The organism is Acinetobacter sp. BD54, assembly GCF_044778325.1.
GTDB classification, from domain to species: domain Bacteria; phylum Pseudomonadota; class Gammaproteobacteria; order Pseudomonadales; family Moraxellaceae; genus Acinetobacter; species Acinetobacter baumannii.
Genome location: NZ_JANJEP010000005.1, coordinates 106,637 through 120,343, shown reverse-complemented (window position 1 = coordinate 120,343; position 13,707 = coordinate 106,637). Strand labels below are relative to the sequence as shown.

The window sequence follows — 13,707 nt, the reverse complement described above, 5'->3', positions numbered from 1 at the left end:
ACCGTTATCCTGCTTAAATTATTGTAGTTTTGCGTCCTGACTTGTTTGTAAGCGTTCAGCAACCGACTCACTTAAACCTTTCCCCATTTCTGATCCCATTCGCCCTAGAATGGATTGTAATGGGTTACGTTCAATCGTGTAGTCAACTTTATTATCAAGCTTCAGTTCACGCATCAAGCTTGTAATGTTACCTGAACGGTCAGCTACGCCTAACTGAATTGCTTGCTCGCCAGTCCAGAAAAGACCAGAGAAAATAGCAGGATCATTAGTTTTTAAGCGTTTCCCACGTCCTTCTTTAACTGCGTTAATAAAGTGAGTATGAACATTATCGAGTACAGATTGGATATGTTGTCTTTGTACAGGATTAATCGGTTTTGTCATACTTAAAATGTCTTTATTCGTCCCCGCTGTAAGAGTTCGGTCTTCAATTCCTAGTTTTTGAGCTAAACCAGTAATGCCATAGTTTGGCATAATGACACCAATTGAACCTACCAAACTTGATGGATTCACAATAATTTCATCGGCAGCAGAAGCAATATAATAAGCACCCGAAGCACCCATATCGCCAATTACCGCATAGACTTTCTTGTCAGGATGCTCTTTTTTCAAATAGCGAATTTCCTGCCAGATTTCATCTGACTGAACAGGTGAACCACCAGGAGAATTAATATTAAGGGCAATTGCTTTACTATTCGATGCCTCAAAAGCACGTTTAAGCGCTTTGTTTGTATCTTCACTATTCACAGCCTGATTGCTTGAAGCATCAATAGTTCCAATAATATCAACCACTGCAAGGTGAGCACTGCTACTACTTGCTGTAGAGCCATCTTTAGTGGTCGAACAGCCTTTGCCCATTAAGACGATAATGAACAATAGATAAATAAAAGTAAGTGTTTTAAAGAATATACCCCAGCGACGACTACGGCGTTGTTCTTCTACAGAAGCCAGTACAGCTTTCTCAAGGATTTGCCATTCCGGTCCGTTCTGTTTAGGGGTTATAGGTTCATTTTGTGGTTTTGGTGGCCAATCGGACATAAAATTCCAATCCAAATCAATCGAAATGATGTCATTATATACGTTGATTTGATAAAAACTGTCTAAATAATATGATTTCATTTATAATATTTTTGTCTTTTTTTACTTGTTGTTTCTTCCTTACTTACTGCTATAGATGACTAGACCAGATTCAAAAAGCATGAACTATCAATTACTCAAAACATTTAGCCGCCAACCCATTCAATTTGGGCGTTTTCTTGCTCGTCTGTTAGCAGGACTTGTAAATACTCTAAAAATTACTAGAACATCAAAAAGTATTGAGCTTAACTTAAGAATTGCGCTTCCGTATTTAACACCTCAGCAGCGTATAGCGATTACAGAAAAAGCTGTAAGAAACGAATTAACTTCATATTTTGAGTTTTTAAGTATTTGGGGCTCATCAAATAGTAAAAATATCTCACGCATTCACCGTATTGAAGGTGAACATTTTTTTCATGAAGCATTGGCTGCAAAAAAAGGTGTAGTTCTTATTGTTCCACATTTTGGTACGTGGGAAGTCATGAATGCATGGTGTGCTCAATTCACATCAATGACCATTTTATATAAACCCGTTAAAAATGCTGATGCAGACCGTTTTGTGCGAGAAGCCCGTAGCCGTGAACAAGCGAATCTCGTCCCTACCGATGAAAGCGGTGTAAGACAAATTTTTAAAGCATTAAAACAAGGTGAAACGACAGTAATTTTGCCGGATCATACCCCTAATGTGGGTGGAGATATGGTGAACTATTTTGGTGTTCCACTTGCTTCAAGTAATTTAAGCGCAAAACTCATCCAGAAAACTAAAGCAAAAGCTCTGTTTCTTTATGCGATCCGTAACGAAAACGATGGCTTTACCATGCATATCGAGCCAATGGATGAGAAAATCTATGAGGGTACTGCGGACGATGGAACGTATGTCATCCATCAAGCGATTGAGCAACTCATTTATCAATATCCAGAACACTATCACTGGAGCTATAAACGTTTTAAAGCGAACCCTGCTTTAGACAATATCTATAATATCGATCCGACAGAAGCACTTAAAATTGTAGATAGGCTCAAAGCAGAAGCTTTAAAAACCTCTACTCAACCAGAGCCTATCCAAACGTCGGTCATGTAAAACTATTTTGTGGTTTTCCAACACAAAACTTAAGGTCCCTTGTTCCACAGTGCTTTTTAGCGGAATATGTAGAGCTTTTAAACGTGCTATAACTTGTTGGCTAGGATGGTCATAACGGTTATCAAACCCTGCCGATGCAATGGCCAGTTTAGGTTTTAAGGTCGCCAAGAAATCATAAGCCGAACTGTGCTTACTTCCATGATGCCCTAGCACTAACACATCTATCTTCAAGTTAGGATAATCTTTTAATAACTCGTATTCAGCTTCCCATCCTGCATCGCCCATAATAAGAAAATTTTGGTAACCAGCAACTTTTTTAAATTGAAGATATACAACACAAGAATATTGATTCTGGTTAGAAGCAACAAAAGCCAGATCTTTTTCTTTAGGCCATAAAATTTGAATATCTAACTCAGGATAATGCCATTGTTGCCCTTGATGGCAATATTGGAATGGTTGCTTTAAATCATTTGGTAATTGTTCATTCGAAATAAGCTGCTTTACAGGAATCTCTTGTTGAATAAGAGGAAACGCGCCACTATGGTCTTGATCAAGATGGGATAGCACAACATGATCTAATTGTCTTACGCCTTGCTGACGTAGAAAAGGCACTACAACATTTTGTCCAATACTAAATATTTTTTCATCGTAAGAACCGCCTGTGTCAATTAACCATTTTTGTTCGGAATGTTGTAAAAAAATGGCCTGCCCCTGCCCAACATCTAAAATATTAAGCTGAATTTGCTGACTCATTTTGTTCATAATAACTAAGGGTAAACAACATAATATCCCCCAAGTTTTGGGCAGAATTCCTTTAGGTAAAAATAAAATAATAATGGCACAGCTAATCGCCAATAAAGACAGTGGCGTCAAGCTTATACCTTGTAATGGTAAAGAAAGTTTTTCTAATAAGCCCAAACAACTCAGCAATATGCTGAGCAACATATCATTGAAATGAAAAAGCATATTTCCAAATGGTTTTACTATAAACCATGCGCAAGCAGCTATGATGTTTAAAGGGACAATAACACCACCAACAATAGGCACGGCAATAATATTGGTTAATGGAGCAACCCAAGAAATTTGTTGAAAGAAAAGTAAGGTTAAGGGACTCAATGCAATAAATATTTTGCCTTGAGACTCAATTAACACCTTACTCATAAAAATCATTTTTGAGCTCAGACTTAAAAAATGTTGCTCAGGTAGCTGCGCTATAGTTTGGTAAATTCTTAATAAAATAAAGCATGCCCCATAAGACAGCCAAAAACCTGCAGAAAGCACACTAAACGGGTCAATTAGCAACAGTAGACTTGCGCTATATACGAGTAATGTAAAAGGTTTAATAGGTTGTTTTAATAATAGAAATCCAATAAATATAAGGGTTGATAATAATGTTCGTAGTGCAGGAATTTCGAAACCTACAAATGCAGTATAAATTAAAACACCAAGGCAGCATGGTACAGCCATCAAAACCTGTTTCGGTTTCCATAAGTAAATTTGAGGATAATAACGACTGATAAATTGATGACATGCCCAAGATAACATAATGGCAAAAATGAGCACATGTGGGCCTGAGATCGCCAATAAATGACTAATTCCTAATTGTTTGAACTGTAGTTGAGTTTCATCTGATAAAAGGCTTTCATCACCTGTCAGCAAAGCTAAAATTAAACCCTTTTGCTGTAGAGATGAGCTGTTTAATATTTGCCTAAAAGTTAAGCGAAGTTTTTCTATATTTAAACGAAAACTATTGGAAAAAGACTGTTGTTCTTTTAAATGTTGCTGATAGCCTAATCGATAGATTTCATCAAGGCTTAAAGGCTCAATATATCTCACGTTAAAACCAGACATAATATTTCGCTGAATAAACCACTTTTCCTGATCAAAAGCTCCTGAGGTGGCATAACTATGCGCAGGTCTTGTTTTTCCAGATATTCGATAATAGTGACCTAATTCAAGATTCTGATTATTCTTTAATAAATTTTGATTATTACTTTTTAAATATAGCAACCAATTCACCGGTTCTTTAGAAAGATTTAGAACTTGTGCAGTTTGTTGAACCTTATTATCTTTTTCTTCACTTAAACGGTTTATATAGACAATAATGTCGAGATTTCGGGTATCCGTTTCTCTTTGTTCTAATCGTTCAATCAGTGCTTTTTCAGCATAGTAGTAACCAACCATAAAAAGACTTATTGTACATAATAAGCAAAACACTGCCTTTAAAAATGGTCGATCAACGAACATAGGGCGTTTATAAAGATAAAAAATAAAGGCAAGTAACAGTAGAGCCTCGCCCACTTTTTCATATTGCATGATTAAAGGGAAATCTATTCCCATCAATGCAATACCGCCAATCCACCCCAATAGAATAATCTTAAACATTTAAAAATCTAGTCATTATCATATTAGGGGCAAAATTAAAGCCCAACTCAGTGGGCTTTAACAATGTGATTTAATGACAATTTTTTAAGAACCGTTTACCCACAGCCCATCTTCCATATGCAAGATTGAATCTGCTGCCTGAGCTAATTGCTCATCATGGGTCACAATTAACATTGCCATGTTTAGTTCTTTCTTAAGATCGGTGAGCAACTCGAAAATACCTACTGCTGTTTTACGATCTAGGTTACCCGTAGGCTCATCAGCTAGTACTACCGCAGGCTTAGTCACTAATGCACGAGCAAGTGCAACACGTTGACGCTCACCACCTGAAAGTTCACCTGGTTTATGGTCCATACGATGAGATAGCCCAACTCGATCTAGCAAATATTCAGCCTGTGCCTTTACCGACTTATATTGACTGTCTGCTCGAAGCATTAAAGGCATCGCTACATTTTCAAGAGCAGTAAATTCAGGTAATAAATGGTGGAACTGGTAAACAAAACCTAAGTATTGGTTACGTTGAAAGCCACGTTCCGCTTCACCTAAATTATCAAAGCGCTGACCATTCAAAAATACCTGTCCTTTAGTCGGCTGATCTAAACCACCAAGTACATGCAACAAAGTACTTTTACCTGAACCACTTGCCCCGACAATAGATACAAACTGCCCTGCTTCCACTTGTAAAGAGAGACCTTTAATGACTTCAACCTTAGATTTACCGTCATCAAAATGTTTATAAATATCTTTTGCTTCTAAAACGACTTTACTCATAACGCAATGCCTCGGCAGGTTGAACTTTGGCTGCACGAAGCGCCGGATAAATAGTTGCCAAGAAACTTAAGAGTAAAGAAACAATCACAATAATTGTCACGTCTTGCCATCTTAAGTAAGAAGGTAAGTAATGTACAAAATAGGCATCGAACAGATTAAGTCCGAGAACATTATTAAACCAAGAAATAATATCGCTGATCGTAAGTGCCAGAATTACCCCTAAAACCGTACCCGCAACCGTACCAATCACACCAATAACCGTACCTTGCACCATAAAGATTTTAGTAATCATAGATGGCGATGCACCTAAAGTACGTAAAATTGCAATGTCTGATTTTTTGTCAGTCACGACCATAACCAAAGACGAAACAATGTTAAATGCAGCAACTACAATAATTAGTACAAGCAATAAACCAACTAATGTTTTTTCCATTTGGATGGCATTAAATAAGTTGCCATGTGTATAAGTCCAGTTGGTTGCGTAGAAATTGCTTGGCAAATTTTTCACAATGTCATCGGCAACTTGAGGAGCGGCAAAAATGTCATCTAATTTTAGACGAACGCCTTGAGCGCCATCAGGTAAACGCAATAGGGTTGAAGCATCATATAAAGCAATGTATCCAACCATCGAGTCAACTTCAGCACCTACACTGAAAATACCCACCACTTTAAAGCGTTTAAAACGAGGTACAACACCAGCTGGAGATGGAGTCGCTTCAGGTAAAACCAATGTCACGCTATCGTTTAAACGTAAGCCAAGCGAATCGGCCATGTCTTTACCAAGTACGATACCGAATTCACCTTTTTTAAGTGAGTCGAGACTACCGGCAACAATATGGTTTTGAATGATAGAGACATTCTTTTCATATTTAGGATCAATACCCGTCACCATAATACCTGCCACTTGCCCTTGAGCAGTTAACATACCTTGCAATTGGGTAAAAGGTGCAACTCCTGTCACGTGGGGATGATTTTCAACTCGTTTAACCAGTTCAGGCCAATCCGTAAGGATTTGCGTCGATGAAACTGTCGCTTGCGGTACCATTCCCAAAACACGATTTTTTAATTCGCGGTCGAAACCGTTCATTACAGAAAGTACCGTAATTAGTACAGCGACACCAAGTGTCAAACCGACCATCGAAACCAATGCAATAAAAGAAATAAAATGATTACTGCGTCGAGCGCGAGTATATCTCAACCCTATATACAGTGAGATTGGTTTAAACATACCTTCTAAATCCAAGGTCATTGATGGAAAAAGAGAAGTGTTCATTCACACTTCTTATTTAGCCATATCGTTAGATGCTGTATTAAGGCTTAAAAATCAGTAAGTTCTGATCTATCCTTAACAATCCTAATATTATATTGCTGCGCTATTTTCTACTACTTAAGATATGAGATCAATTTGATCATGCATTTAGCTACGAATTAGAACAATTTAATGAATAAGCTCAACAAATTACCCTTATCTTCTCCTACTTAGACTTAATATGTTGAGCAAAATTACGATTTGCTTGAATGTCTTTATAAAAATATAGAAATAGACCAAATAAGATAATGAAAGCTCCCACAAAAACCATAATCGACAATTGTTCATGGTTTAAAACAGCTCCAATGATCATTGCTAGCATTGGTGTAATGACTGTCGTTAACGATAAAGTGGTCGGTTTTATATTCTGAACAAGTTTGAAATAACAGAACATAGCCACAAGTGAAGCCATCAGAACCGTATAAATTAATGCAAATAAAGATTTAGCTTGTGGTAAATGAGTCGGTGCATATTGCCAAATAAATGGAATAAGGCAGCTTGCCAAAATTGAAGAAACCAAGATCGAACCAGTCGCCTGAGCCATTGGCTGAATTTTGGCATTCACTTTCTTTACCCAAAATATAGAAAATGAATAAACAAAAACGCTGACCAACATTAAGACAATGCCAAATGGATGCACATGTTGATTTGAACCATTTAAACAAATGATCGCTAGTCCACAAACAGCAACAGCCATACCTAGCCACTGCAATTTAAAAAGATGCTGACCAAAAGCAAAACGACCAATCAACCCAGCCATAATGGGTGCTAGACCAAACATCAAGGCAATCATGCCAGAACTTAAATATTGGGTCGCAGCATAGGTAAAAATTTGCGAGCCGATTAAACTAAAAGACCCTGCAAAATAACTATGTAAAGCTTGCTTATGAGTTGGAAAAGAAGTTTTTAGAACAAGTAAAACAATAACCGACAGAGGCAAAGCTATATAAAACCGTAACAGTAAAGCCCACATGACATGTAAGTCAGATACGCTCCATACAATGGCTAAAGGTGTCGTTGCCCAGATAAATACAAGCAAGACATAAGTTGAAGCCAAGTTGGTTTGGGATGGCATAAGAGGCTCACTAAGCAGTTTTACGTTTTTGCTTTAAAATCGTTTGGTCGAGTGCACTAGAAAATTCGCGCTTATCACGTTCTGAAATAGGTGGTGGACCACCCGTCTGTACTCCTGCGCCGCGCAGCGTATCCATAAAATCACGTAAGTGCAAACGTGCTTTTACGTTCGCTGTGGTATACACCTCACCACGTGGGTGAATCGCAATACCACCTTTCTCAATAACTTGAGCTGCGAGTGGAATATCTTGCGTAATGACAATGTCATTTTCAGACATACGATTCACAATTTCCTGATCGGCTTGATCGGCCCCACTTAAAACTTGCAGAGATTTAATACGTACTGAAGGAGTAATACCGACATTTTGATTGGCTACAAAAATCACTTCTAATTGATAACGATCCGAAGCTCTTAAAATAACTTCACGCAAAATTTTAGGTAATGCATCTGCGTCTACCCACAACTTGAATGGCAGCACGTTATTCTCTATTTCCACTAAAAATATAAGTCTAACAGATGCATTTCATTAGAGAATAGCGCTAAAAATAAAACTTGTTTTCTAAATTTAATTTGAACAATACGTTAATGATGATTTATATGCACTCTTAACAGCACATGTTTTACTAGGTAGAGAACTTTTTAATAACTAAATACGTGCTTTTACAAGAGAATTTACATATGTTGACTTGAAAAATAGCAATTACCCTCGATTTAATATATCAAGTGAGATAAACCCAACATCAATCGTACCTATGAAAAATCAAAACAGTCCAGAAGTTATTACGGTAAACGACCAAAATTTTGGTAGTCATGGAGAGCATTGGAATCTACTGACTTCCCATCCAGAAACAGATGTACCAAAATGGCTTGGACTAGCGCTTGATGCTCCTGTAATGCCAATGGGTTTATGCCAAAATGAAGACGAAATGGATCAATCTTTTTGGCTCATTCAAGGTCCACAAGGTCAGAAGGTCACCATTAATCAAATTATTGCAGTTGAAAATCAAAAACCTCGTGCTTTAAAAACTGCCTTCCCGAGTTTTGATAGTCCTTATCAATATAATGCCCAAATTGAGCGCATCATTACTTGTGACTCTGCTACTCAAGCAGTATTAAGTTTAAAATTAAATAAAAGTACAACGATTTATGCATTTGATAATTTATTTAGCGTTAATCGTTGCCAATATGACAAAACCCAAACTTATCAAGTCCAATTTAATGCATGGGCCTATGAATTAGAATCAGTGCCTGCGGGAGAAACAATTGTCGTAGATGATCCAGCGTCAATTAAACATCACCGTGCATTAAATGCGATTTTAACTGAACATAATGGAATTGCACCCGAAAACCTACAAGAACTGATTAATGAATGGCAACCAAAAACTAAAGAAGATCAAGAACCTGTAACGGTTGATTTTTCTAAAATGGTTGCATATTTATATGGAGAAAATCTTGGTCAAGAAGATGAAGCTTGGTTCCAAGGTAATATTGTCGGTAAAACTTCAATGTCATTTATGGGTGCAGAATATACCCTTTATGATGTCACTTTAGTTTTAGAAGACAACCTTCCTGCCATATTAGTGCGCATTGCTACAAAAAATGATTTGTACAAAAACTTTAATATTGGCGAATATATTCGTGGCAATATCTGGATTCAGGCGAATATTTATGCTAAAAATAGTGAAACTAATTGAATTTCACTAATATTTTAAAAATTAGGCTATTGAATGAAGATTATACCTGAACAAACCACCAGCCTCATTCAAACTAGTAACCCACGTATAAGGGTCGATACTGGTGCGTTTTGCTTTTTCGTTTTAGGTATGTTCTTAGCCGCAATTATGATACATCAATTTGGTTTTATGCCTTTTTAATTGATTATTTATATAAAAATAAAGCCCTCTTTTTGAGGGCTTTATTCATTTTATGACTTAACCATTACGTTTAGCAAAATCATCCATAAAGCGGATAAGTGCCTGAACGCCTTCTAATGGTACAGCGTTATAAATACTTGCACGCATACCACCTACTGAGCGGTGACCTGCTAAGTTCAATAAGTGATTTGCTTCAGCTTCTTTCAAGAATTGCTTTTCTAAAGCTTCATCTGCCAAAGTAAATGGTACATTCATAATTGAACGATTTGGAATGGCAATCGGGTTATTATAAAAGTCGCTTGAATCGATATAGCTATAGAGTAACTGAGCTTTTTCAAGGTTAACTTTATGGATAGCATCTACCCCACCCTGCTCTAGTAACCATTCAAATACTAAACCAGACAAGTACCAAGCATAAGTCGATGGTGTATTTACCATAGAGCCATTCTTGGCTTGATCAGCATATTTTAAAATGCTTGGAATTTCTGCTTTAGCTTGATCCAGTAAGTCATCACGGATAATAACAATTGTTAAACCAGCAGGACCAATATTTTTTTGCGCACCTGCATAGATGAGACCAAATTTCGAAACATCAAGTGGAGCAGATAAAATGCTTGATGAGAAGTCACATACCAGTGGTGCTTTAACATCAGGAACGCCAGCAAACTGTAAACCGCCAATTGTTTCGTTATCAGCATAATGGACATAAGCTGCATCGTCAGACAAGTTCCATTCGATTTGCTCAGAAATTGCGAACTTACCGTCTACTTTAATACCAGCTTCTACAACATTAATATCGCCATAACGTTTTGCTTCTTTTAAAGCTTTTTCAGACCAAATTCCAGTATGGATATAATCTGCTTTGTTATTTTTTCCAAGCAGATTTAAAGGAATTGCTGAAAATTGTAATGACGCGCCACCTTGTAAAAATAGCACTTTATAGTTTTCAGGAATATTCATGAGCTTACGCAAATCTGCTTCAGCTTTTTCCGCAACAGCAACATAGTCAGCACTACGGTGACTCATTTCCATGATGGATAGACCCTTACCTTGCCAATCCAACAATTCTTGTTGAGCTTTTTCTAAAACGGCAGTAGGTAATGCAGCAGGACCAGCACAGAAATTGTACGCGCGCATGATTTTTCCCTTGTAAAAGTGAAACACAATAAAAAAAGGCATTTAACCACAGATTGCTTAAGGTTGCAGCAGCTTCTCTAGTAAATATTTCAATGCTAGGGCGTATTTAGGCCTATTTTTTCAATAACTATTTTATTTATTTCCTTGCTTTCACTTATTTTTTTATAAGTTTTATTAAATAAAGTTCAACTTGACTTGTGAATATAGTTTCCCATACTGTGATGAACATATAAAAACTTGCTGTATGATTTTCCATCAAGCAAAAATAAACTCAAAATCATTTTGTGCTTTTATACAATTGTATAATAAACAATATGATAATTGAATTTAATAACAAGAAATTTAAACTATAACGGATGATCAAAAATTGTTATATAAAATGCCAACACATCAATATCGACAGTCTAAACGTCCTTTTTTGTTTAAACCCAATTACCTTGCGTTGGTATTGGGAGTATTAATTGCAACGCCTATTTATGCGCAAAGTTTAAGTTATGCTGAAGCAGAACAACAGGCTTTAAAAAGCTCATACAGCACTCAAGCCAACCAAGCATTACAACAAGCCTCTCGGTTAGAAGCCGAAGCGGTAAAAGGTTTAGGACTCCCCAGAGTTGATTTAAACGTGAGAGCATATGCTTTTCATAGTGAAACAGATGTCCCCTTAAGCTCTTTTAAACAAAAACTTGAAAATGATTTAAGCCAAGGACTCAATGATAAATTATCCCAGTGGAACAATGTCATTCCATCAGATGTTTTAGGTCAAGTTCAGGAAGGCTCAAACCAAATCATACATGACGGTATAAATCGTTTTCCTGACTACGCTAATTTGACTGTAGAAGACCAAGTAGTCCGACCATCTATTTCAGTGGTGATGCCGCTCTACACAGGTGGGTTAACAACTAGTGCAAAAAAAATAGCTAACATTCAGGCTCAACGCTCCGAGCTTTCAAGCCAACAACAACAAGATATCCAGCGCTTCGAAGTCGTACAAAGTTATTTTAATGTGCAATTACAACAACAACTGGTCGCAAGTAGTCTATTTAACTTTAATGCAATGCAAAAACATTATAGCAATGCGTTAAAGCTCGAACAGCAAGGTTTTATTAGTAAAGGGCAACGTATGCAGTTTGAAGTTGCTCGTAACAATGCCGAACGAACTCTACAAAATGCGCAGGCAAATCTGAATGCTAGCCAATTTAATTTAAACAATCTTTTGCACCAGCAAAATAATGCTGATTTAAGTACTCCTCTTTTTGTAAATACTGTTCGTAGCCAATCGTTAGAATCTCTTTTAAGCAGTTACTCTCAAAAATCTAGCCTTGTGCAAAAAATGCAGTTAGACACTCAATTGGCAAATGCAAATATTCAAGCTCAACAAGCAGCAAAAAAACCGAGCCTTTTCGCTTTTGGTGAGTATTCACTCGATGAAAATGAAAACTGGATTGTAGGTGTTATGGCAAAATACAATCTGTTTTCTGGCGTAGATAAAAATAAGAATATTCATGCTGCCGAGTTAAAACGTTATGCTTCAGAACTCATGACTGAACGAACTAAACAAGAGATTGAAGCATTATTGAATAAGTCTTATAACGAGCTCAATTCAGCACAGCAAAGTCATACGCTATTACAAAGGAATATCAGCGCAGCTCAAGAAAACCTACGTATTCAGGAACTTTCTTTCCGAGAAGGCATGGGTACAGCGACTCAAGTGATCGATGCACAAAATGCATTAAGTGCTTTAAAAACAGAAATGGCTTTAAATGCTTATAAATATGTCATGTCGCTCGCAACTCTGTTGCAAAGCCATGGTTCTATGGACCAGTTTAAAGCTTATGTGACTCAACCACACACTGACTATATTCGCTAATGGGGGCATAACATGAATCAAGACTCAGCTCATTCAGAACAAAATTCTCCTGTTGCGGATACGGCAGAAACTAACCAAAATCAGCAAAATACTCAAACCGACAATACTCAAGAAGTAAAAACGAGTAAAAGTGATTCTCAACCTCCTAAAAATTCGAAAATTAAACTAATTATTGCGGTCGTGGTTATTGCTCTCTTAGGATTAATCATTTTCGGTTTGTGGAAAAGCTATCAACCTAAGCCTATTGAATTACAAGGCCGGGTTGAGGCTGAAACAGTTCATGTCAGCACTAAGGTTCCGAGCCGTATTGAAGAAATTTATGTGCAAGAGGGCCAGAAAATTTCCAAAGGTCAGCCCCTTGTTCGTTTAGTCAGCCCTGAAATAGAAGCTAAAAAACAACAAGCTTTAGCCACCCTACAATCAGCTTTGGCATTTCAATCTACGGTAGACCGCGGCTCTCAACAGGAAAATATTGATACTCTTTATGCCAATTGGCAGAGTATGAAAGCACAGGCAAACCTTGCTAAAACCACTTATCAACGTGGAGAAAATTTATATAGACAAGGTGTTATTTCTCGTCAAAGACGAGATGAGATGTTAGCCGCACAGACTTCTGCTCAAGAGTTAAGTGAAGCAGCTTATCAACAATATGCTCGAGCAAAGCGCGGAAGTACCAGTCAGCAGAAATCTACAGCGGATGCACAAGTTGAGATTGCAAAAGCCGCGGTAAGTGAAGCTCAAGCACTTGAGGCAGAAACTCGTTTACTCGCTCCTATTTCAGGTACAGTTTCAAAAACTTATGGCAAACCTTCTGAACTCGTTGCTATGGGTGTACCTGTTGTCAGCATTTTAGAAGATGATGATTTGTGGGTTAGTTTAAATGTCGGTGAAAACCAATACGCTTCTGTTTATAAAAACAAAACGCTGGAAGGTTTCATTCCTGCGCTGAATCAAAGTGTGATGTTTAAAGTGAAAAATATTGATGCCGAAGGCGAATTTGCCACCATTAAAACCACACGTCAGACCGGTGGTTATGACATTCGTAGTTTTAAATTACATTTGGTGCCTGAGCGTCCTGTCAAAGACTTAAAAGTTGGCATGAGTGTTCTATTTAAAATTAAAGAAGAAAAATAA

At 37.3% G+C, this 13,707-nt stretch carries 12 protein-coding genes and 1 pseudogene; 6 read left to right on the top strand and 7 right to left on the bottom strand.

Annotated features, from left to right (window positions below):
* Nucleotides 1-18: 18 nt before the first annotated feature.
* On the bottom strand, nucleotides 19-1,035 hold the full coding sequence (sppA, locus tag NQ782_RS09860) for a signal peptide peptidase SppA (protein WP_001286615.1): 1,017 nt from the start codon (nucleotides 1,033-1,035) through the stop codon (nucleotides 19-21).
* A 136-nt stretch (nucleotides 1,036-1,171) separates the two neighbouring features.
* Here sppA and NQ782_RS09855 point away from each other — a divergent pair, with 136 nt between their 5' ends.
* On the top strand, nucleotides 1,172-2,155 hold the full coding sequence (locus NQ782_RS09855; protein WP_001984639.1) for a lysophospholipid acyltransferase family protein: 984 nt from the start codon (nucleotides 1,172-1,174) through the stop codon (nucleotides 2,153-2,155).
* Here the strand turns inward: NQ782_RS09855 and NQ782_RS09850 are convergent.
* The 3 genes from NQ782_RS09850 to NQ782_RS09840 all read right to left on the bottom strand — a co-directional run bounded on the left by NQ782_RS09850 (nucleotide 2,108) and on the right by NQ782_RS09840 (nucleotide 6,539).
* Nucleotides 2,108-4,540 carry a DNA internalization-related competence protein ComEC/Rec2 gene (locus NQ782_RS09850; protein WP_086230947.1) on the bottom strand — a complete coding sequence of 811 codons (2,433 nt, stop codon included), beginning with the start codon at nucleotides 4,538-4,540 and terminating at the stop codon, nucleotides 2,108-2,110. The genes NQ782_RS09855 and NQ782_RS09850 overlap by 48 nt on opposite strands.
* An 84-nt stretch (nucleotides 4,541-4,624) precedes the next feature.
* Nucleotides 4,625-5,311 (bottom strand): lipoprotein-releasing ABC transporter ATP-binding protein LolD, encoded by a 687-nt coding sequence (gene lolD / locus NQ782_RS09845; protein ID WP_000049406.1) that lies wholly within the window; start codon nucleotides 5,309-5,311, stop codon nucleotides 4,625-4,627.
* On the bottom strand, nucleotides 5,304-6,539 hold the full coding sequence (locus NQ782_RS09840; protein ID WP_001984636.1) for a lipoprotein-releasing ABC transporter permease subunit: 1,236 nt from the start codon (nucleotides 6,537-6,539) through the stop codon (nucleotides 5,304-5,306). Before NQ782_RS09840 ends, lolD begins: the two co-directional genes overlap by 8 nt.
* Nucleotides 6,540-6,676: 137 nt before the next feature.
* Between NQ782_RS09840 and NQ782_RS09835 the strand changes: the two are divergent.
* Nucleotides 6,677-6,757: pseudogene (locus tag NQ782_RS09835) on the top strand (PilZ domain-containing protein); the annotation flags it as partial.
* A 29-nt stretch (nucleotides 6,758-6,786) separates the two neighbouring features.
* Here the strand turns inward: NQ782_RS09835 and NQ782_RS09830 are convergent.
* A complete protein-coding gene (locus NQ782_RS09830; protein ID WP_001140078.1) occupies nucleotides 6,787-7,695 on the bottom strand; it encodes a DMT family transporter in 909 nt (302 codons plus the stop codon).
* Between the two features lie 10 nt (nucleotides 7,696-7,705).
* Nucleotides 7,706-8,191 carry a YaiI/YqxD family protein gene (locus NQ782_RS09825; protein WP_001985538.1) on the bottom strand — a complete coding sequence of 162 codons (486 nt, stop codon included), beginning with the start codon at nucleotides 8,189-8,191 and terminating at the stop codon, nucleotides 7,706-7,708.
* Nucleotides 8,192-8,447: 256 nt separating this feature from the next.
* Here NQ782_RS09825 and NQ782_RS09820 point away from each other — a divergent pair, with 256 nt between their 5' ends.
* Both NQ782_RS09820 and NQ782_RS09815 read left to right on the top strand, forming a co-directional pair.
* Nucleotides 8,448-9,389 (top strand): hypothetical protein, encoded by a 942-nt coding sequence (locus NQ782_RS09820; protein WP_000795874.1) that lies wholly within the window; start codon nucleotides 8,448-8,450, stop codon nucleotides 9,387-9,389.
* Nucleotides 9,390-9,422: 33 nt separating this feature from the next.
* The gene (locus NQ782_RS09815; protein ID WP_000691794.1) at nucleotides 9,423-9,569 is read left to right on the top strand and encodes a hypothetical protein; all 147 of its coding nucleotides are present in this window, start codon (nucleotides 9,423-9,425) and stop codon (nucleotides 9,567-9,569) included.
* 57 nt (nucleotides 9,570-9,626) lie between these two features.
* Here the strand turns inward: NQ782_RS09815 and serC are convergent, their stop codons facing one another.
* The gene (gene serC, locus NQ782_RS09810) at nucleotides 9,627-10,706 is read right to left on the bottom strand and encodes a 3-phosphoserine/phosphohydroxythreonine transaminase (protein WP_057093785.1); all 1,080 of its coding nucleotides are present in this window, start codon (nucleotides 10,704-10,706) and stop codon (nucleotides 9,627-9,629) included.
* Between the two features lie 379 nt (nucleotides 10,707-11,085).
* Here serC and NQ782_RS09805 point away from each other — a divergent pair, with 379 nt between their 5' ends.
* Both NQ782_RS09805 and NQ782_RS09800 read left to right on the top strand, forming a co-directional pair.
* The gene (locus NQ782_RS09805) at nucleotides 11,086-12,573 is read left to right on the top strand and encodes a TolC family protein (RefSeq protein WP_057093787.1); all 1,488 of its coding nucleotides are present in this window, start codon (nucleotides 11,086-11,088) and stop codon (nucleotides 12,571-12,573) included.
* Nucleotides 12,574-12,585: 12 nt separating this feature from the next.
* Nucleotides 12,586-13,707 (top strand): HlyD family secretion protein, encoded by a 1,122-nt coding sequence (locus tag NQ782_RS09800; protein ID WP_001070874.1) that lies wholly within the window; start codon nucleotides 12,586-12,588, stop codon nucleotides 13,705-13,707.